At 65.9% G+C, this 17070-nt stretch carries 18 protein-coding genes; 11 read left to right on the top strand and 7 right to left on the bottom strand.

Annotated elements, in window-relative coordinates; translation table 11 throughout:
* Positions 1 to 103 precede the first annotated feature (103 nt).
* Positions 104 to 1891, top strand: a complete 1788-nt coding sequence (locus ACOMG5_RS11965) for an MFS transporter (RefSeq protein WP_420344032.1) — start codon at positions 104 to 106, stop codon at positions 1889 to 1891.
* A 286-nt stretch (positions 1892 to 2177) separates the two neighbouring features.
* Here ACOMG5_RS11965 and ACOMG5_RS11970 read toward each other — a convergent pair whose 3' ends face one another.
* Positions 2178 to 3236: a quinone-dependent dihydroorotate dehydrogenase gene (locus tag ACOMG5_RS11970; RefSeq protein WP_420344033.1), complete on the bottom strand. Its 1059-nt coding sequence runs from the start codon at positions 3234 to 3236 to the stop codon at positions 2178 to 2180.
* Positions 3233 to 3571 (bottom strand): DUF952 domain-containing protein, encoded by a 339-nt coding sequence (locus tag ACOMG5_RS11975; protein WP_420344034.1) that lies wholly within the window; start codon positions 3569 to 3571, stop codon positions 3233 to 3235. The genes ACOMG5_RS11970 and ACOMG5_RS11975 overlap by 4 nt, the downstream gene beginning before the upstream one ends.
* A 117-nt stretch (positions 3572 to 3688) precedes the next feature.
* Here ACOMG5_RS11975 and ACOMG5_RS11980 point away from each other — a divergent pair, with 117 nt between their 5' ends.
* Positions 3689 to 5263 (top strand): bifunctional metallophosphatase/5'-nucleotidase, encoded by a 1575-nt coding sequence (locus ACOMG5_RS11980; protein ID WP_420344035.1) that lies wholly within the window; start codon positions 3689 to 3691, stop codon positions 5261 to 5263.
* A gap of 65 nt (positions 5264 to 5328) precedes the next feature.
* Here the strand turns inward: ACOMG5_RS11980 and ACOMG5_RS11985 are convergent, their stop codons facing one another.
* Genes ACOMG5_RS11985 through puuE form a run of 3 tightly spaced genes read right to left on the bottom strand, consistent with a single transcriptional unit; the run spans position 5329 to position 8050 of the window.
* Positions 5329 to 5811, bottom strand: coding sequence for an ureidoglycolate lyase (locus ACOMG5_RS11985; protein ID WP_420344036.1), 483 nt, complete (start codon positions 5809 to 5811; stop codon positions 5329 to 5331).
* The gene (locus tag ACOMG5_RS11990; RefSeq protein ID WP_420344037.1) at positions 5808 to 6638 is read right to left on the bottom strand and encodes a bifunctional allantoicase/(S)-ureidoglycine aminohydrolase; all 831 of its coding nucleotides are present in this window, start codon (positions 6636 to 6638) and stop codon (positions 5808 to 5810) included. The genes ACOMG5_RS11985 and ACOMG5_RS11990 overlap by 4 nt, the downstream gene beginning before the upstream one ends.
* Positions 6638 to 8050 carry an allantoinase PuuE gene (gene puuE, locus ACOMG5_RS11995; protein ID WP_420344038.1) on the bottom strand — a complete coding sequence of 471 codons (1413 nt, stop codon included), beginning with the start codon at positions 8048 to 8050 and terminating at the stop codon, positions 6638 to 6640. The genes ACOMG5_RS11990 and puuE overlap by 1 nt, the downstream gene beginning before the upstream one ends.
* 114 nt (positions 8051 to 8164) lie before the next feature.
* Between puuE and uraH the strand changes: the two genes are divergently transcribed.
* The 7 genes from uraH to ACOMG5_RS12030 all read left to right on the top strand — a co-directional run bounded on the left by uraH (position 8165) and on the right by ACOMG5_RS12030 (position 13459).
* The gene (uraH, locus tag ACOMG5_RS12000; protein ID WP_420344039.1) at positions 8165 to 8521 is read left to right on the top strand and encodes a hydroxyisourate hydrolase; all 357 of its coding nucleotides are present in this window, start codon (positions 8165 to 8167) and stop codon (positions 8519 to 8521) included.
* A gap of 136 nt (positions 8522 to 8657) precedes the next feature.
* The gene (locus ACOMG5_RS12005) at positions 8658 to 9893 is read left to right on the top strand and encodes a urate hydroxylase PuuD (RefSeq protein WP_420344040.1); all 1236 of its coding nucleotides are present in this window, start codon (positions 8658 to 8660) and stop codon (positions 9891 to 9893) included.
* 195 nt (positions 9894 to 10088) lie between these two features.
* Complete coding sequence (locus tag ACOMG5_RS12010; RefSeq protein WP_420344041.1) at positions 10089 to 10718, top strand: ATP-dependent Clp protease proteolytic subunit; 630 nt, start codon at positions 10089 to 10091, stop codon at positions 10716 to 10718.
* 106 nt (positions 10719 to 10824) lie between these two features.
* On the top strand, positions 10825 to 12090 hold the full coding sequence (gene clpX / locus ACOMG5_RS12015; RefSeq protein WP_420344042.1) for an ATP-dependent Clp protease ATP-binding subunit ClpX: 1266 nt from the start codon (positions 10825 to 10827) through the stop codon (positions 12088 to 12090).
* Positions 12091 to 12188: 98 nt separating this feature from the next.
* Positions 12189 to 12566: an NADH:ubiquinone oxidoreductase subunit NDUFA12 gene (locus ACOMG5_RS12020; protein ID WP_420344043.1), complete on the top strand. Its 378-nt coding sequence runs from the start codon at positions 12189 to 12191 to the stop codon at positions 12564 to 12566.
* Positions 12567 to 12620: 54 nt separating this feature from the next.
* Positions 12621 to 13106, top strand: coding sequence for an outer membrane lipid asymmetry maintenance protein MlaD (mlaD, locus tag ACOMG5_RS12025; RefSeq protein WP_420344044.1), 486 nt, complete (start codon positions 12621 to 12623; stop codon positions 13104 to 13106).
* Positions 13103 to 13459, top strand: a complete 357-nt coding sequence (locus tag ACOMG5_RS12030) for a DUF2155 domain-containing protein (protein ID WP_420344045.1) — start codon at positions 13103 to 13105, stop codon at positions 13457 to 13459. Before mlaD ends, ACOMG5_RS12030 begins: the two co-directional genes overlap by 4 nt.
* Here ACOMG5_RS12030 and aat read toward each other — a convergent pair.
* Positions 13423 to 14061 (bottom strand): leucyl/phenylalanyl-tRNA--protein transferase, encoded by a 639-nt coding sequence (gene aat / locus ACOMG5_RS12035; protein WP_420344046.1) that lies wholly within the window; start codon positions 14059 to 14061, stop codon positions 13423 to 13425. The genes ACOMG5_RS12030 and aat overlap by 37 nt on opposite strands.
* A gap of 70 nt (positions 14062 to 14131) precedes the next feature.
* On the opposite strand from aat, the gene ACOMG5_RS12040 reads away from it, so the two are divergent.
* Together ACOMG5_RS12040 and ACOMG5_RS12045 are read left to right on the top strand one after the other, a co-directional pair.
* Complete coding sequence (locus tag ACOMG5_RS12040) at positions 14132 to 14836, top strand: DUF1698 domain-containing protein (protein ID WP_420344047.1); 705 nt, start codon at positions 14132 to 14134, stop codon at positions 14834 to 14836.
* A 300-nt stretch (positions 14837 to 15136) separates the two neighbouring features.
* Positions 15137 to 16678 (top strand): helicase HerA-like domain-containing protein, encoded by a 1542-nt coding sequence (locus ACOMG5_RS12045; RefSeq protein WP_420344048.1) that lies wholly within the window; start codon positions 15137 to 15139, stop codon positions 16676 to 16678.
* Here ACOMG5_RS12045 and ACOMG5_RS12050 read toward each other — a convergent pair.
* Positions 16675 to 16977 (bottom strand): DUF6477 family protein, encoded by a 303-nt coding sequence (locus ACOMG5_RS12050; RefSeq protein WP_420344049.1) that lies wholly within the window; start codon positions 16975 to 16977, stop codon positions 16675 to 16677. The two genes, ACOMG5_RS12045 and ACOMG5_RS12050, sit on opposite strands and share 4 nt — an antisense overlap.
* Positions 16978 to 17070 lie beyond the last annotated feature (93 nt).

Here is a 17070-nt window from a genome sequence, read left to right on the forward strand (position 1 = left end):
TGTCGCTGTCCGAGCGGTGTGACCGGAGGGGAGGCCCCCGTTCCGGCAGGGCGGATGCATGTCACAGGGAGGCCGGCGATGCCGGCCATCAGGAGGAGAGCCGATGGCATCTTATAACACCAACGTGGCGGCCGAGCGGTCCCGCCCGATGACCCGGGAGGAGAAGAAGGTCATCCTTGCTTCCTCCGCGGGCACCATCTTCGAATGGTATGACTTCTATCTCTACGGTTCGCTGGCGGCGATCATCGGGGCGCAGTTCTTCACCGCCTTCCCCGAGGCCACCCGCAACGTCTTCGCGCTGCTGGCCTTCGCCGCGGGCTTCATCGTGCGCCCGTTCGGCGCGCTGGTGTTCGGCTCGCTCGGGGACCTGATCGGCCGGAAGTATACCTTCCTCGCCACGATCCTGATCATGGGCGCCTCGACCTTCATCGTCGGCCTTCTGCCCGGCTACTCCAGCTGGGGCGTCGCTGCGCCGATCATCCTGATCCTGCTGCGCATGGCACAGGGCCTTGCGCTTGGCGGCGAATACGGTGGCGCCGCGGTCTATGTGGCCGAACACGCGCCGCAGAACCGCCGCGGCTATTTCACCGCCTTCATCCAGACCACCGCGACGCTTGGCCTGCTGCTCTCGCTGGTCGTCATCTTGCTGGTGCAGCACTACGTCAACGGCCATTACGACCCGGTACCGGTGCTGGATCTGGCGGGCAATGCGGTGATGAACGCCGATGGCACGCCGAAGATGATCAAGGCGTTCGACGCCTGGGGCTGGCGGATCCCGTTCCTGGGCTCGGTCTTCCTGCTCGGCATCTCGCTCTATATCCGTCTGCAGATGGAAGAGAGCCCGGCCTTCAAGAAGATGAAGGCGGAAGGCGCGCAATCCAAGGCGCCGCTGCGCGAAGCTTTCGGCACCTGGAAGAACGGCAAGATCGCGCTCATCGCGCTGCTGGGCCTCACCGCCGGTCAGGCCGTGGTCTGGTACTCGGGGCAGTTCTACGCGCTGTTCTTCCTCCAGAACGTGATCAAGGTGGACAGCTTCACCGCGAACGTGCTCGTGGCCTGGTCGCTGATCCTGGGGACGGGCGGCTTCCTGTTCTTCGGTTCGCTGTCCGACAAGATCGGCCGCAAGCCGATCATCCTGGGCGGCTGCCTGATCGCGGCGCTGACCTACTTCCCGGTGTTCAAGGCGCTGACCCATACGGCCAACCCGGCGCTCTATGCCGCGCAGCAGACCGAGGTCATCGTGACGGCGGATCCGAACGACTGCTCGTTCCAGTTCAACCCGACCGGGACCGCGAAGTTCACCTCCTCTTGCGACATCGCCAAGGCGTCGCTGTCGAAGCTGTCGGTCAACTCGATCACCAAGCCGGGCCCGGCGGGCCAGCCTGCGACCGTGACGATCGAAGGCAAGACAATCCCGTCCTATGATGCGAGCGCCCTGTCGGGCGATGCGCTGGCGGCGGCGAAGAAGACGTTCGATACTGAGGTCAATGGTGCGCTGGCGGCAGCCGGCTACCCGATGAACCCGGCCGAGAACCCCACCATTGCGAAGGCCAACCACTTCTTCGACATCTTCACCGCGCAGAAGCTGACGATCGTCGTCATCCTGACCTACCTGATCCTGCTGGTGACGATGGTCTATGGCCCGATCGCGGCGATGCTGGTCGAGCTGTTCCCGACCCGGATCCGCTACTCCGGCCTCTCGCTGCCCTACCATATCGGCAACGGCTGGTTCGGTGGCCTGCTGCCCGCGACCGCATTCGCGATCTCGGCGCAGTCGGGCAATATCTATGCGGGCCTGTGGTATGCGATCGTCGTCGCGGTGATGACGGTGATCATCGGGGCGATCTTCGTGCCGAGCGGGACCCACAAGAAAGACATCTTCGCCGACTGAGGCGAAGAGGTCCTGGAAAAGTCTTGCGGCCGCCCCTCGGGGCGGCCGCTCCGCTTGATAACAGCGTGTGCCGGGTGCACCCGAGGTCCGCGCCGGAGATGCGCGCTCCGGAAGTGCAGTCGCTGTGTATATCCTTAGGAATGGGGCCGATTTTCTGGCCGCAGGTTCCTGCGGTCAACTGGTCCTGTCTTCGCAGATGCGCAATGAGGCCGGGCACAGGCAGCACCCCGCCCGCCCAAAACCGGGCCATCGCCGCAGCCCTGCCACCTGTGTCAGGCGCAGATCCTCAGAGCCATTTTTCCCGCCCGGTCCCGACCGCTTCCGCCACCGAGCCGAACCCGTCGCGTACCAGGAGCGCATCCAGCCCGCGCGCGATCCGCGGCGCCAGCGACAGGCCCTGATAGACCATCGCCGTATAGATCTGGACCGCCGAGGCGCCGGCGCGGATCTTCTCATAGGCCTGTTCGGCCGAGCCGACCCCGCCCACGCCGACCAGCGGCAAGCGGCCCTGGGTCAGCATCGAAAGCCGCGCGAGGATCCGCGTCGCACGCTCGAACAGCGGCGCGCCCGAAAGGCCGCCTTGCTGCCCGGCATGGGCGCTGCGCAGCCCCTCGCGCGAGAGGGTTGTGTTGGTGGCGATGATCCCGTCGATACCGGAGCCGAGCGCCACTTCGGCCACGTCCTCCAGCTCCGCCGGGCTCAGGTCCGGGGCGATCTTCAGGAAGACCGGCACCCGGCGGGCGAGCCCGTCGCGCGTGCTGGTCACGCCTTTCAGGAGTGCGGCCAGCGCCTCCTTGCCCTGCAGGTCGCGCAGCTTTTCGGTGTTGGGAGAGCTCACGTTCACCGTCGCGAAATCGATCCAGGCGCCCGCTTCGCGCAGCACCGTCGCGAAATCCGCGGCGCGGTCCTGGCTGTCCTTGTTGGCGCCGAGGTTCACCCCGACCGGCACGCCGGAAGGCCGCCGGGCAAGCCGGGTCGCAATCGTGCCGACGCCCTGATTGTTGAAGCCGAAACGGTTGATCGCGGCCTCGTCCTCGGTAAGCCGCCACAGCCGCGGCTTCGGGTTGCCGACCTGCGCGCGCGGCGTCGCGGCGCCGACCTCGATGAAGCCGAAGCCCGCCCGCATCAGCTCCGCCACCGCTTCGGCGTTCTTGTCATAGCCAGCCGCAAGCCCGACAGGATTGGGCAGCTTCAGCCCCGCCAGATCGACCTCCAGCCGCGGGCAGGTCACCGGCCCGGGCAGCGGCACCAGCCCTGCCTTCAGCGCCCGGATCGAGAGGCCATGCGCGGTTTCCGGGTCGAGCCGGTGCAGGGCGGCAAGGCCCAGAGTTTCGATCAGGCTCACAAAAGCACCTCGGGGAAGATATGGCCGGAAATGCCGAGCGGCAGCGAGGTGTCCCAGACCACCTCGGCGATGCGCAGGCGCCGGTACAGATGGGGAAACAGCGCGCCGCCGCGCGAGGGCTCCCATTTGAGGGCGGGGCCGAGCGTGTCGGCATTGACCGCGACCAGCACGAGATCGCTCTCGGTGGCGAAATGCTTCGCCGCCGTTTCGGTGACCTGCGCCGCGGTCGAGAAATGGATATAGCCATCCAGCAGGTCCACCGGCGCGCCCGCGGTATCCCCCGCATCGCGGAAGGCGTTCCATTCAGGGCGGCGGAAAATCTTGTAGATCAGCATGGGCATGAAATGCCCTTTGCCGCGCTTGCGGTCAATCCCGCCGATGATGGGATTGAGCTTTTGACAGCCCCGGGCGCAGGCGGCAAGCTGGCCTTCGTGTATAAAACGGAGAAGCCGATGTCCCGCTTGCTGCTGACCGCTGCCACTTTTGCGCTGATGACGGGCGCCGCGCAGGCCGATTACACGCTGCATATCCTGCATACGAACGACCTGCACAGCCGCATCGAGCCGATCAACAAATACGATGCCACCTGCGACGCAGAGACCGATGCGAAGGGCGAGTGCTTTGGCGGCATCGCCCGGGTGGCGACCGAGGTCGCGGCCCTGCGCAAGCAGCTGGAGGGGCAGAACGTGATTCTGATGGACGCGGGCGATCAGTTTCAGGGCTCGCTCTTCTACACCACCTACAAGGGGGCGGATACGGCCGAATTCATGAATGCCGTCGGCTATGACGTGATGGCGGTGGGCAACCACGAGTTTGACGATGGCCCGGCGGGGCTCGCGGCCTTCGAGGAAAAGGTGGGCTTCCCCATCGTCTCGGGAAACCTCGATCTGAGCCGCTCCGCGGAGCTGAAGGGCCGGATCGGCGGGCCGCTGATCCTGGCGGTGGGCGGCGAGAAGCTGGGCATCGTCTCGGCGCTCGCGACCGATACGCCCGAGACCGCCTCGCCGGGGCCGAATGTGATCTTCAAGGACGACATCGACAGCCTGAAGGCGCAGGTGGCGGAGCTGGAGGGGCAGGGCGTGACCAAGATCATCGCGCTGACCCATGTGGGCTTCGGCCGCGACCGGCAGATCGCCGAATCTGTGCCGGGGATCGATGCGATCGTGGGCGGGCATTCGCATACGCTGTTTTCCAACAGCATCGAGGGCGCGGCGAAATACCCGAGCGTGGTGAATGCAGTGCCGATCGTGAGCGCCTATGCCTATTCGAAATACCTCGGCCATCTGGTGCTGACCTTCGACGACGCGGGCAAGCTGATCTCCGCTTCGGGCGATCCGGTGCTGCTCGATGCCTCGGTGGTGCCGGATCCGGCGATTGCGGCGCGGGTGGCGGAGCTGGCGCAGCCGATCGCGGCGGTGCGGGCGAAGGTGGTCGGGGAGGCGGCCGCGCCGATCGAGGGCGCGCGCGAAAAATGCCGCGCCGAGGAATGCGCCATGGGCAATCTCGTCGCCGATGCGATGCTCGACCGGGTGAAGGGCCAGGGCATTTCCATCGCGCTGGAGAACGGCGGCGGGCTGCGCGCCTCCATCGATGCGGGGCCGGTAACGATGGGCGAGGTGCTCACCGTGCTGCCGTTCCAGAACACGCTTTCGACCTTCCAGGCGAAGGGATCCACCGTGGTGAAGGCGCTGGAGAACGGGCTGAGCCAGGTCGAAGATGGCGCGGGCCGGTTCCCGCAGGTGGCGGGGCTGCGCTTCGTCTGGGATCCGGCGAAGCCGGCGGGGGAGCGGGTCGTGTCTGTCGAGGTGGGCGCGGGCGAGAGCTGGGCGCCGCTCGAGGCCGACAAGGTGTATGGCGTGGTCACCAACAACTATGTCCGCACCGGCGGCGACGGCTACAAGATCCTCGATGCCGAGGGCATGAAGGCCTATGATTTCGGCCCGGATCTCGCGGATGTGACGGCCGACTATCTGGCGAAGACCGCGCCTTATACGCCCTATCTGGATGGCCGCATCCGGCGGAAGTGACCGTCCCGGCGGGTGGCAGAACCGGAACGGAACCTGCCGCGGAGGAGGCTCCGGTAGGGCCGGGCTCAGCCGGTCACCGTCACCGGCTCCCGCAGGATCACCTCCTCCAGGTTCGGCGTGGGCCCGATACGGTCCACCACGGCAAAAAGCCCGGGCGCGGCCAGCGGCGTGAGCACCCCGTGCCAGGTGCCGCGGTGGAAGCTGATGCCCTGATCGCCGCGCGTGATGAAGGCGCGCGGCGCGCCGGGCTGGCCCGCCTCATCCGGCGCGACGATCACCAGAAACGGATCTGCCGTCATCGGGAGGAAGCTTTGCGAGCCCTCCGGATGGCGCTCCAGCAGATCGAACGTATAAGGCAGGGCGCGCGGGATCGCCTTGAACACGGAGATCCCCGCGCGGCCCTCCGGCCCGAAATCCAGCCGCGCCCGGTTGTGGTAGCGGCCGCACATGCCAGCATTGATGATCCGGTCCGGCGGGCCATCGGCCGAAAGCACGTCGCCGAAGGGGGCGAAGGCTTCGGGGGTCAGGGGTTCGGCCTGGATCTTCACCGCCCGAGTACTCCGCGCAGGCGGGCGTGGCGGTTCACGTCCTTGTAGAGCAGGTAGCGGAACCGGCCCGGACCGGCGGCATAGCAGGCCTGCGGGCAATAGGCGCGCAGCCACATGAAATCGCCCGCCTCGACCTCCACCCAGTCGCGGTTGAGCTTGTAGACCGCCTTGCCCTCCAGCACATAGAGGCCGTGCTCCATGACATGGGTCTCCTCGAACGGGATCAGCCCGCCCGGCTCGAAGGTGACGACGTTGACATGCATGTCGTGGCGCAGGTCGTCGGGGGCGACGAAGCGGGTGGTGCCCCATTTTTCCTGGGTGCCGGGCATCCAGATCGGGGCGATGTCGTGCTCGTTGGCGACGAAGGCCTCGGGCACGGAAATGCCGGGGGCGGGCTCGTAGAGCTTGCGGATCCAGTGGAAGCGGGCGGGCGCCGTGCCTTCGGCACGCAAGGACCAGTCCGTGCCCGGGGGGATATAGGCATAGCCGCCCTCAGAGAGCCGGTGCGCGGCCCCGGCCAGCGTGAGCGTGAGGCTCCCCGCCACCACGAACAGCACGCCCTCGGCCGCAGGATCCGGCTCGCCCGCCGCGGTGCCGCCGCCGGGGGCCACCTCCACGATATATTGTGCGAAGGTCTCGGAAAACCCGCTCATCGGCCGGGCGATCATCCACAGCCGGGTGTCCTGCCAGCCGGGCAGGAAGGAGGTGACGATATCGCTCATGACCCCGCGCGGGATCACGCAATAGGCTTCGGTGAAGATCGCGCGGCCGGTGTGCAATTCGCTCTGGGCCGGAAGGCCCGCGCGCGGGGAGGCATAGGTGGTCATCAGAACTGGTCCTGCAGGCGGTGCCATGCGATCCGCTCGACCTGGCGGCAGGCTTCGGCGAATTCACGCGCGCGGTCCTGCCCGATGCGGCGGCGGAAGGCATCGAGAATGGTGGCCTTGGTATTGTCTTTCACGGCGATGATGAAGGGGAAACCGAATTTCCCGACGTATTCGGCGTTCAGCGCCTCGAAGGTGGCGCGCTCGGGGTCGCTCAGCGCGTCGAGCCCGGCGGAGGCCTGTTCGGCGGTGCTCTCCGTGGTGAGCCGTCTGGCCTGCGCGAGCTTGCCCGCAAGGTCGGGGTGGGCGGTGAGCACGCCCAGCCGTTCGGCCTCGGATGCGGTGCGGAAGATGCGCGCCAGCACCGAGGCCACGCCCTCGGCGCAATCATGCGCGGGGCCGAGCTCCAGCGCCCAGGCGCGCTCCGCGATCCAGGGGCTGTGCTCATAGATTGCGCCGTAGCGTTCGGTGAAGCGGGCCTGGCTCATCTGCGAGGGGCGCTCGATGCGGCGGTGCGGGTGATGGGCGGCCCAATGCGCGGCGATCTCGCCGCGGGTGGCAAACCACACGCCGCCCTTGGCGCGGGCATAATCGAGGAAGCGCTTCAGGCCCGCCATCTTGCCCGGCCGCCCGATCAGCCGGTTATGCAGCCCGATCGAGAACATCTTGGCCCGGCCCTCGGCGCCCTCGCGGTAAAGCGTATCGAGGCTGTCCTTCAGATACTGGAAAAACTGCTCGCCCTCGATGTAGCCCGGCGAGGTGGCGAAGCGCATGTCGTTCGCCTCGAGCGTATAGGGGATCACCAGCTGGTCGCGGCCGTCCATCTCCAGCCAGTAGGGCAGGTCGTCGTCGTAGGTGTCCGAGATCCAGTCGAGCTGTGCGGTCTCGGCGGTGAGGCGCACGGTATTGGCCGAGCAGCGCCCGGTGTACCAGCCCTTCGGCGGCGTGCCCACGACTTCGGTATGCAGCCGGAACGCCTCGGCGATCTGGGCGCGCTCCTCGGCCTCGGGCATGTCTTTGTGCTCGACCCATTTCAGCCCGTGGGAGGCGATCTCCCAGCCCGCGGCCTGCATGCCCGCCACCTGCTCCGGGTTGCGCGCGAGCGCGGTGGCGACGCCATAGATGGTGAGCGGGATGCCCATTTCGGTGAACAGCCGGTGCAGCCGCCAGAACCCGGCGCGCGCGCCGTATTCATAGATCGATTCCATGTTCCAGTGCCGCTGGCCGGGCCACATCCCGGCACCGTTGATATCGGACAGGAAGGCCTCGGAGGCGGCATCGCCATGCAGGATGTTGTTTTCGCCGCCCTCTTCGTAGTTCAGCACGATCGAGACCGCGACCTTGGCCCCGCCGGGCCAGGCCGCATCGGGGGGATTGGGGCCATAGCCGCGCATGTCACGGGGATAACGGGTCATTTCTGCCTCCGGGAGTTTGGCCCGATCAAAGGACGAATGGCGCCGGGGCGCAAGGGGGTGCTTGTCCGGGGCGGAGGGGCGCGCCATAGTCTGGGAAAATGCCAGGGGGCAGCCATGACCGGATATCTGACGACCCATGTTCTCGATACCGCGCGGGGGGTGCCCGCGCAGGGGATCCGCATCGCTTTGTACCGGCTGGACGGGGGCGCGCCGGAGCTGATCGCCGAGGCGGTGACCAATGACGACGGGCGCACCGATGCGCCGATCCTGCCCGCTTCGGCCTTCACTGCGGGCAGCTATGAGCTGGTGTTCCATGCCGGGGACTACCTGCGCGCGAGCGGTCAGGCGGGGGCGTCGCCGCTCTTTCTCGATGCGGTGCCGATCCGGTTCGGCATTTCCGATCCGGGGGCGCATTACCATGTGCCCCTGCTGCTCTCGCCCTATGGCTATTCGACATATCGCGGCAGCTGATCCGGCTTCTGCCTGATTTTCCGGCGCAGGCGCCCGAAACCGCGGCGTGCGTTCGAGGGGGGCGGGCCTGGGCCCGCCGGGGCTTGCGCGGGTGGGGGCGCGGGCCGATGCTGCTGCAAAGGACCACGGGGACACAATGCTCGACTATACGTTTCTGCTCGAATGGGCGCAGTTCGCAGTGCGCTGGCTGCATGTGATCACGGCGATTGCCTGGATCGGATCTTCATTCTATTTCATCGCGCTCGATCTTGGCCTGCGGCCGGAGAAGGACCAGCCCGCGGGCGTGCATGGCGCGGCCTGGCAGGTGCATGGCGGCGGCTTCTACCACATCCAGAAATACCTGGTGGCGCCCGCGAAGATGCCGGACGAGCTCACCTGGTTCAAATGGGAGAGCTATGCGACCTGGATGTCGGGCTTTGCCATGCTGGTGCTGCTGTACTGGTCTCAGGCGCAGTTCTACCTGATCGACCCTGCGGTGCTGGAGCTGCCGGTCTGGGGCGCGATCCTGGTCTCGGCCGGGTCGCTGACCATCGGCTGGATCCTCTATGACGCGATCTGCAAATCGAAGCTCGGCGACAACAGCACGACGCTGATGGTGCTGCTCTATGTGATCCTGGTGGTGATGGCCTGGGGCTATACGCAGGTGTTCTCGGGGCGGGCGGCGCTGCTGCATCTGGGCGCCTTCACCGCCACGGTGATGTCTGCGAATGTGTTCTTCATCATCATCCCGAACCAGAAGATCGTGGTGGCGGATCTGAAGGCCGGGCGCACGCCCGACCCGAAATACGGCAAGATTGCCAAGCAGCGCTCCACCCACAACAACTACCTGACGCTGCCGGTGCTGTTCATGATGCTGTCGAACCACTATCCGCTGGCGTTTGCGAGCGATTACAACTGGGTGATCGCGAGCCTCGTGTTCCTGATGGGGGTGTCGATCCGGCATTTCTTCAACAGCCAGCACGCGCACAAGGGCACGCCCTGGTGGACCTGGGGGGTGACCGCGGTGCTGTTCGGGCTGTGCGTCTGGCTGTCGTCGCTGCATTCGGAGCCTGCGGAGGAGGAGGCGGCGCTGAGCCCGATGGAGAGCCGCTTTGCCTCTGCTGCGGGGTTCGAGGAGGTGACGGATATCGTCATTTCACGTTGCTCCATGTGCCATGCGCAGGAGCCGGCGATGGACGGAATCACCCGCGCGCCGAAGAGCATCCATCTGGAGACACCCGACGAAGTGGCGCGGGCGGCGCATCAGATCTATGTGCAGGCGGGGCTTACGCATGCCATGCCGCCGGCGAATCTGAGCTTCATGGAGCCTGCGGAGCGGGCCGCGATCCGCAGCTGGTACCGGCTGGCGACGGGCGCGGCCGACAACGGATAGCGTCCGGGGGCCGCAGGAGCGATCTTCCAATAGCCTCCCCCCCTGCGGGGGCTTTCTTCTTCATACAGGGCGTTTTGTTTCGACCTTGGCATCAAGTTCGGACGGGTGCCCTTGCAGGGGCCGGTGCGCGCCACTAAGACTCTCGTAAAGTTCCGCATTTATGGATTCAGGCAGGACTGCAGGGAAGGCTGACGAATGAAAGACCCGATCGATCATTACATGAATACGCTCGTTCCGATGGTGGTCGAGCAGACCTCGCGCGGGGAACGTGCCTATGACATCTACTCGCGCCTGCTGAAGGAGCGGATCATCTTCCTGTCGGGCCCGGTGCATGACGGCATGTCGACGCTGATCTGCGCGCAGCTGCTGTTTCTGGAGGCGGAGAACCCGTCGAAGGAAATCTCCATGTATATCAACAGCCCCGGCGGCGTGGTGACGGCGGGCCTGTCGATCTATGACACGATGCAGTATATCCGGCCGAAGGTCTCGACCCTGGTGATCGGGCAGGCGGCCTCGATGGGCTCGCTGCTGCTGACCGCGGGCGAGAAGGGCATGCGGTTCTCGCTGCCCAACAGCCGCGTCATGGTGCACCAGCCCTCCGGCGGCTATCAGGGCCAGGCCACCGACATCCTGATCCATGCCCGCGAGACCGAAAACCTGAAGAAGCGGCTCAACGAGATCTACGTCAAGCACACCGGCAACGATTACGAGACTGTTGTGGCCGCGCTGGAGCGTGACAATTTCATGTCGGCCGAGGCTGCCAAGGACTGGGGCCTGATCGACGAGATCCTGCAAAGCCGCGGCAAGATCGAAGCGGACAAGTGATCGCCACGACGGAAATTTGACGTTGTGATGAAGATGGGGCTGTCCTAAGGTTTCAGGGCAGCCTTTCATTGGCCCCGGCCTATCGGGGCGAGCGCAGAGGAAGACGATGGCGAACAATCCCGGCTCCGACAGCAAGAACACGCTGTATTGCTCGTTCTGCGGCAAGAGCCAGCACGAGGTGCGCAAGCTGATCGCGGGTCCGACCGTGTTCATCTGCGACGAATGCGTCGAGCTGTGCATGGACATCATCCGCGAGGAGACCAAGAGCACGGGTCTCAAATCCACGGATGGCGTGCCGACGCCGCGCGAGATCGCCAAGGTGCTGGACGATTATGTGATCGGCCAGCAGAAGGCGAAGCGCGTGCTGTCGGTCGCGGTGCACAACCACTACAAGCGGCTCAACAACAGCTCGAAGACCGATATCGAGCTGGCGAAGTCCAACATCCTGCTGATCGGCCCGACCGGCACCGGCAAGACGCTGCTGGCGCAGACGCTGGCGCGGATCCTGGATGTGCCCTTCACCATGGCCGATGCGACCACGCTGACCGAAGCGGGCTATGTGGGCGAGGATGTGGAGAACATCATTCTGAAGCTGCTGCAGGCTTCGGAATACAACGTGGAGCGGGCGCAGCGCGGCATCGTCTATATCGACGAAGTCGACAAGATCACCCGCAAGTCCGACAACCCTTCGATCACGCGCGACGTGTCGGGCGAGGGGGTGCAGCAGGCGCTGCTGAAGATCATGGAGGGCACCGTGGCCTCCGTGCCGCCGCAGGGCGGGCGCAAGCATCCGCAGCAGGAGTTCCTGCAGGTGGACACGACGAACATCCTGTTCATCTGTGGCGGTGCCTTTGCGGGCCTCGACCGGATCATCGCGCACCGCGGCAAGGGCACGGCCATGGGCTTCGGCGCCGATGTGAAGGACCCGGATGCGCGCGGCGCGGGCGAGCTGTTCCAGGAGCTGGAGCCGGAGGATTTGCTGAAATTCGGGCTGATTCCGGAATTCGTCGGCCGTCTGCCGGTGATCGCGACGCTGGAAGACCTGGACGAGAAGGCGCTTGTCAGCATCCTGACCGAGCCGAAGAACGCCTTGGTGAAGCAGTATCAGCGCCTGTTCGACATCGAGGGCGTGAAGCTGACCTTCACCCCGGATGCACTGAGCGCCATTGCCCGGCGCGCGATCAAGCGCAAGACCGGCGCGCGCGGCCTGCGCTCGATCATGGAGGATATTCTGCTCGACACCATGTTCGAACTGCCGGGCATGGATGGGGTGCAGGAGGTTGTGGTCAACGAGGATGCGGTGAATGCCGGCGCGAAGCCTCTGCTGATCTATGCCGAGAATGCGAAGAAAGAGCCGAAGAGCGTCGGCTGAGACAAGGGGGCGGGCGAAAGCCCGCCCTTCGTCCATGCGGCTCTGGACCTTGGCGTCCGAGTTTGTATAAGTGGGCAAAAGTCCCGCGGAGGATCTACATGGAACTGCTGCTTCGCATCTTCACCTGGTGGAACAAGAGCCAGACCACGGGGGTGCGCCTGCTCACCGCGCGCAAGGGCGTCAAGGTCGGAGAAGACGCGGAAGGCAACGTCTATTACCAGACCAAGGACGGCAAGCGCCGCTGGGTGATCTACAATGGCGAGATCCAGGCCAGCCGCATTCCGCCGGAATGGCACGGCTGGATTCACTTCACCTGGGATCAGCCGCCGACTCAGGAGCCGCTGAAGCACAAGGCCTGGGAACTGCCGCACCAGGAAAACCTGACCGGCACCGCGGCCGCCTATGTGCCGCCGGGCTCGACCCGCCGTGCGGCGCCGGTCGCGCGCAGCGATTATGAGGCCTGGCAGCCGGAATAAGGCGGGCCTGTTCGGGGCTGCCCTGCGGGTGCGGCCTCTCGACTGGGGAATGGAATGAGCGAAAATCGCGTTGAAGTGCTGACCGGTGCCGTGGTGCTGGCTTTGGCTGCGGGCTTTCTGGTCTGGGCCGGGCAGGGACGGGGGCTCGGGTCTTCGATGGGCAGCTACCCGCTGCATGCCTCGTTCCGCTCCGTCGAAGGCGTTCAGGTCGGGACCGATGTGCGCATGGCGGGCGTGAAGATCGGTTCTGTCACCGATATCAAGCTGGATCCGAAGACCTTCTTCGCCGACACCACCTTCGCGGTGCGCGACGGCGTGGAATTGCCCGATGATTCGCAGCTCATCGTGGCGAGCGAGGGCCTGATGGGGGGCACCTATCTGGATGTGCAGCCGGGCGGGAGCCTGACCAATCTTGCGCCGGGCGAAGAGGTCACCGATACCCAGGGCGCGGTGTCGCTGCTGACGCTGCTGATGAAATTCGTGGGCGGCAGCGCGAAATCCGGCTCCGGCGAGGATGCGCCTGAGGGGGCGGCGCAGTGAAAAGCGCGGCGCTGCTCGCGCTGCTCGCCTTCCCAGCGGCCGCGCAGCAGGCCGAGGGGCTGGTCGATGCCCGGGCAGCCGAATTGCGCGGCCTGGACAAGATTGCCGGTGTCTCGACGGATATTCCGGTCTCCGTGGGACAGACCGCGGCCTTCGGCGCGCTCAAGGTCACGCTGAAGGCCTGCCGCTATCCGTCCGATGACCCGTCGTCCAATGCCTATGCCTATGTCGTGATTTCCGAAGCCGACGGAAAAGTGGCTTTCGACGGCTGGATGATTGCCTCCAGCCCGGCGCTTTCGGCGCTGGACCACGCGCGCTACGATATCTGGGTCGTGCGCTGCAGCACCAACTGAGCCGGGGAGACCGGCCCTTTCGCAAAATCCGCCTGGACCGGCAGGGCTTCGCCGAGCCGCTTGCGGTATTCGGCGCGCGGCACTTCGACCCCGCCGAGGCTTTTCAGATGCGGCGTCAGGTATTGCGTATCGAACAGGCGAAAGCCGCTGCGGCGGAGCCGGTCGACCGTATAGGCCAGCGCCACTTTCGACGCGTTGCTCTGGCGTGAGAACATGCTCTCGCCGAAGAAGGCGCCGCCCAGCGTCACCCCGAATACCCCGCCAGCCAGCGCATCGCCGCTCCAGACCTCCAGCGAATGGGCATAGCCATGGGTATGGAGCGCGGCATAGAGCCCCAGAAGCGGCGCGTTGATCCAGGTTTCAGGCCGGTCGGCGCAGCCTTCGACCACGGCGCGAAAGGCGGTATTGACCGTAATCGTGAAGCTCTGCCGCCGGATCACGCGCGCAAGCGAGGCCGAAATGTGGAATCCGTCGAGCGGGATGATGCCGCGCATGCGGGGTTCGAACCAGTGCAATGTCGGGTCTTCGCGGCTTTGCGCCATCGGGAAGATGCCCTGCGCATAGCCCGAGAGCAGCATCTGCGGCGTGAGCTGCATGGTCATTCCCTTGCCCGGACCCTCCGAAAACCATAGGTTTGCCCCAACATGGACCAAACCGCGGGCAAGGGCAAACATGGGTTTTTTCGACTTCCTCCCGGAGATCGACCGCTACGCCGAAGACCCGGGCACGGTGCAGCGGATGAACCTGCGCCATCAGATGATTCTGAAGCCGATCGAGACGCGCATCGCGGGCAAGCGGGTGCTGGATCTGGCCGCGCATGACGGCCGCTGGGCCTATGCTTTCGCGGCGGCGGGGGCGGCCGAGGTAGTAGGAATCGAGGGGCGCCGGGAGCTGGTCGCGCGCTTCGACAGCTTCCCGCGCGCGCATCTGCGGCGCAGGGTGCGGCTGATCTGCGACGATATCTTCGATGGCATGCAGCGGCTCGCGGATGCGGGGGAGAGATTCGACGTGATCGGGGTGCTGGGCATTCTGTATCATGTGATGGATCACATGCGGCTTTTCCGGCTGGTACGGCAGCTCGGGCCGGAGCTGGTGATCGTGGACAGCGAATTCGCACTGCGCCCCGGGCCGGTGATCGTGCTCACGCGCGAACGCACGGATAACGAGCTGAACGCGCTGCCGCAGATTGCGGGGCAGGAGAAGGCCCTGATCGGAATTCCCTCCGGCCCGGCGATGGAGGCAATCGCCGATGTGCTGGACTATGACCTGCGCTGGATCGACTGGGGCCTCGTGCCGGAAGGCCAGCGCGGCCCGGTGGCGGACTATTACCGCGCGGAGGGCAAGCGGCGCGGCACCTGCCTTTTGAGCCCGCGCTGAGGCCCCATAAGAAAAGGGTTCCGTTGCCGGAACCCTTTCCATTACCCCCTGTCGGACCGGCCGACTTTGTCATTGATGTGACGCTATTGCGGATCCCCAAACAGGTCAACTGGCAAATGAAAAGATCCCCCAAGGCTTGACCAGACAGAAAAAAACCGCACCCATCGGGGTGCGGTCAGTCTGACAGGGAGGAAGCGTCCGGCCCGAAACGGACGGCAGCGGGCTGGACAGGCTCATACTGGCACACAGTGGTTAATCGAGTATTGTGGCGGCAAACGCATCAGCGCAGGGGATCGACGCATGACCGGAGTTCTGACCGAGACGGGGTTGTTCGTGGGCGGCGGCGGCGCGGATCATGGTGCCGCGCAGGAGCTGCTTCTGAAATACGGCAACCGCCATGGGCTGATCGCGGGCGCGACGGGCACGGGCAAGACCGTCACGCTGCAGGTGCTGGCGGAGGCGTTTTCGGCGGCGGGCGTGCCGGTGTTCATGGCCGATGTGAAGGGCGATCTTTCGGGTATCGGCGCGGCGGGCAGCGAGGCCGCGAAGATGCATGAGGGGTTCGCCTCCCGCGCGCAGACCATCGGCTATGATCTGGCCTATCGCGCCTATCCGGTGACATTCTGGGACGTGTTCGGCGCCCAGGGCCACCCGGTGCGGACCACGATTTCCGAGATGGGGCCGGTGCTGCTGTCGCGGCTGCTGGGGCTGAGCGACGCGCAGGAGGGGGTGCTGAACATCGCGTTCCACCTCGCGGACAGCGAGGGGCTGGCGCTCCTTGATCTGAAAGACCTGCGCGCGATGCTGACCCATGTGGCGGAGCGGGCGGCGGAGCTCTCTGCGCGCTATGGCAATGTGGCTCCGCAGACGGTGGGCGCGATCCAGCGGCAGTTGCTGGTGCTGGAGAACCAGGGCGCGACGGAATTTTTCGGCGAGCCGGCGCTGGAGCTGCAGGACATGATGGTGCCGGCGCCGGACGGGCGCGGCCGGATCAATGTGCTGGCGGCCGACAGGCTGATGCAGTCGCCGCGGCTCTATGCCACTTTCCTGCTGTGGCTGCTGTCCGAGCTCTTTGAGGTGATGCCGGAGGTCGGCGACGCGGAGCGGCCCAAATTCGTGTTCTTCTTCGACGAGGCGCACCTTCTGTTCGACGATGCGCCGAAGGCGCTGGTGGACAAGGTGGAGCAGGTGGCGCGGCTGATCCGCTCCAAGGGCGTCGGGGTCTATTTCATTACCCAGAACCCGGCCGATGTGCCGGAGGCGATCCTGGGGCAGCTGGGCAACCGGGTGCAGCATGCGCTGCGCGCCTTCACCGCGAAGGACCAGAAGGATCTGAAGCGCGCGGCGGAGAATTACCGGCCCAATCCGCGGTTCGACACGGAAGCCGCAATCAAGGAAGTGGGGACGGGGGAGGCCGTGACCTCCTTCCTGGAGGCCAAGGGGGTGCCGGGAATGGTGGAGCGCACTTTGGTGCGGCCGCCGCAATCGCGGCTCGGGCCGCTCGCGCCCGAGGAGCGGAGCGCGCTGATGGCGCAGTCCCCGTTCGGCGCGAAATACGCGGCCGCCGTGGACCGCGAGTCGGCCTATGAGATCCTGGCCGCCCGGGCCGCTGCGGCGGCCAGCGAGGCCGCCGCGGTGCAGCAAGAGGGCTTCAACAAGGCCCGTCGGTTCGAACCGATCAAGGCCGAGCGCCCGGCAAAGACGACGCGCACGGCGGGGTCGTCTTCGCGCTCGGACACGATACTCGAAACATTCGGCAAGAGCCTCGCACGGCAGCTCGGCAGCAAGGCCGGCCAGCAGATCGTGCGCGGGGTTCTGGGGTCGCTGTTCCGCGCCCGTTAGGCATAGGCACGGGCCGTGCGCGATTCCGCCATCAGCGCGATCAGGACTTCGACATGGCGGGCGAAACTGTAGCCCACGACGCCTTCGCAGCGCTCGTGATCGAGGCGCGCCTCGATCGCCAGAAGCGCGCGGAGCGTTGCTTCGCTGCCCGCACCCAGCCGCGGATCGACGATGCGCTTCAGGTCGCGGCTGCGCTGATAGCCTTCCTGCCCACAGCGGGCGGCGCGGATCAGCAGGCGCGGGCGGCGCAGCGTGGCGATGGCTTCCTTGAGCTGGTTGAAGGCGGGTTGGTCGAACATGGCAGTCTCCTTGAGTGGATGACGCCAAGATGCCCCGGATTGTGGCCTGTTGCGTCTTTTCGTCAACATGCGCACGCAACATTCCGAGATCTT

The organism is Paenirhodobacter sp., assembly GCF_041916475.1.
Classification (GTDB): domain Bacteria; phylum Pseudomonadota; class Alphaproteobacteria; order Rhodobacterales; family Rhodobacteraceae; genus Rhodobacter.

Bases quoted from the DNA above. Each gene is read 5' to 3' on its own strand.
- ACOMG5_RS11965 (WP_420344032.1), top strand. From the start codon at position 104: ATGGCATCTTATAACACCAACGTGGCGGCCGAGCGGTCCCGCCCGATG.
- ACOMG5_RS11975 (WP_420344034.1), bottom strand. From the start codon at position 3,571: ATGCTGATCTACAAGATTTTCCGCCGCCCTGAATGGAACGCCTTCCGC.
- ACOMG5_RS11980 (WP_420344035.1), top strand. From the start codon at position 3,689: ATGTCCCGCTTGCTGCTGACCGCTGCCACTTTTGCGCTGATGACGGGC.
- ACOMG5_RS11990 (WP_420344037.1), bottom strand. From the start codon at position 6,638: ATGACCACCTATGCCTCCCCGCGCGCGGGCCTTCCGGCCCAGAGCGAA.
- puuE (WP_420344038.1), bottom strand. From the start codon at position 8,050: ATGACCCGTTATCCCCGTGACATGCGCGGCTATGGCCCCAATCCCCCC.
- uraH (WP_420344039.1), top strand. From the start codon at position 8,165: ATGACCGGATATCTGACGACCCATGTTCTCGATACCGCGCGGGGGGTG.
- ACOMG5_RS12005 (WP_420344040.1), top strand. From the start codon at position 8,658: ATGCTCGACTATACGTTTCTGCTCGAATGGGCGCAGTTCGCAGTGCGC.
- ACOMG5_RS12010 (WP_420344041.1), top strand. From the start codon at position 10,089: ATGAAAGACCCGATCGATCATTACATGAATACGCTCGTTCCGATGGTG.
- clpX (WP_420344042.1), top strand. From the start codon at position 10,825: ATGGCGAACAATCCCGGCTCCGACAGCAAGAACACGCTGTATTGCTCG.
- ACOMG5_RS12020 (WP_420344043.1), top strand. From the start codon at position 12,189: ATGGAACTGCTGCTTCGCATCTTCACCTGGTGGAACAAGAGCCAGACC.
- mlaD (WP_420344044.1), top strand. From the start codon at position 12,621: ATGAGCGAAAATCGCGTTGAAGTGCTGACCGGTGCCGTGGTGCTGGCT.
- aat (WP_420344046.1), bottom strand. From the start codon at position 14,061: ATGACCATGCAGCTCACGCCGCAGATGCTGCTCTCGGGCTATGCGCAG.
- ACOMG5_RS12040 (WP_420344047.1), top strand. From the start codon at position 14,132: ATGGGTTTTTTCGACTTCCTCCCGGAGATCGACCGCTACGCCGAAGAC.
- ACOMG5_RS12045 (WP_420344048.1), top strand. From the start codon at position 15,137: ATGACCGGAGTTCTGACCGAGACGGGGTTGTTCGTGGGCGGCGGCGGC.
- ACOMG5_RS12050 (WP_420344049.1), bottom strand. From the start codon at position 16,977: ATGTTCGACCAACCCGCCTTCAACCAGCTCAAGGAAGCCATCGCCACG.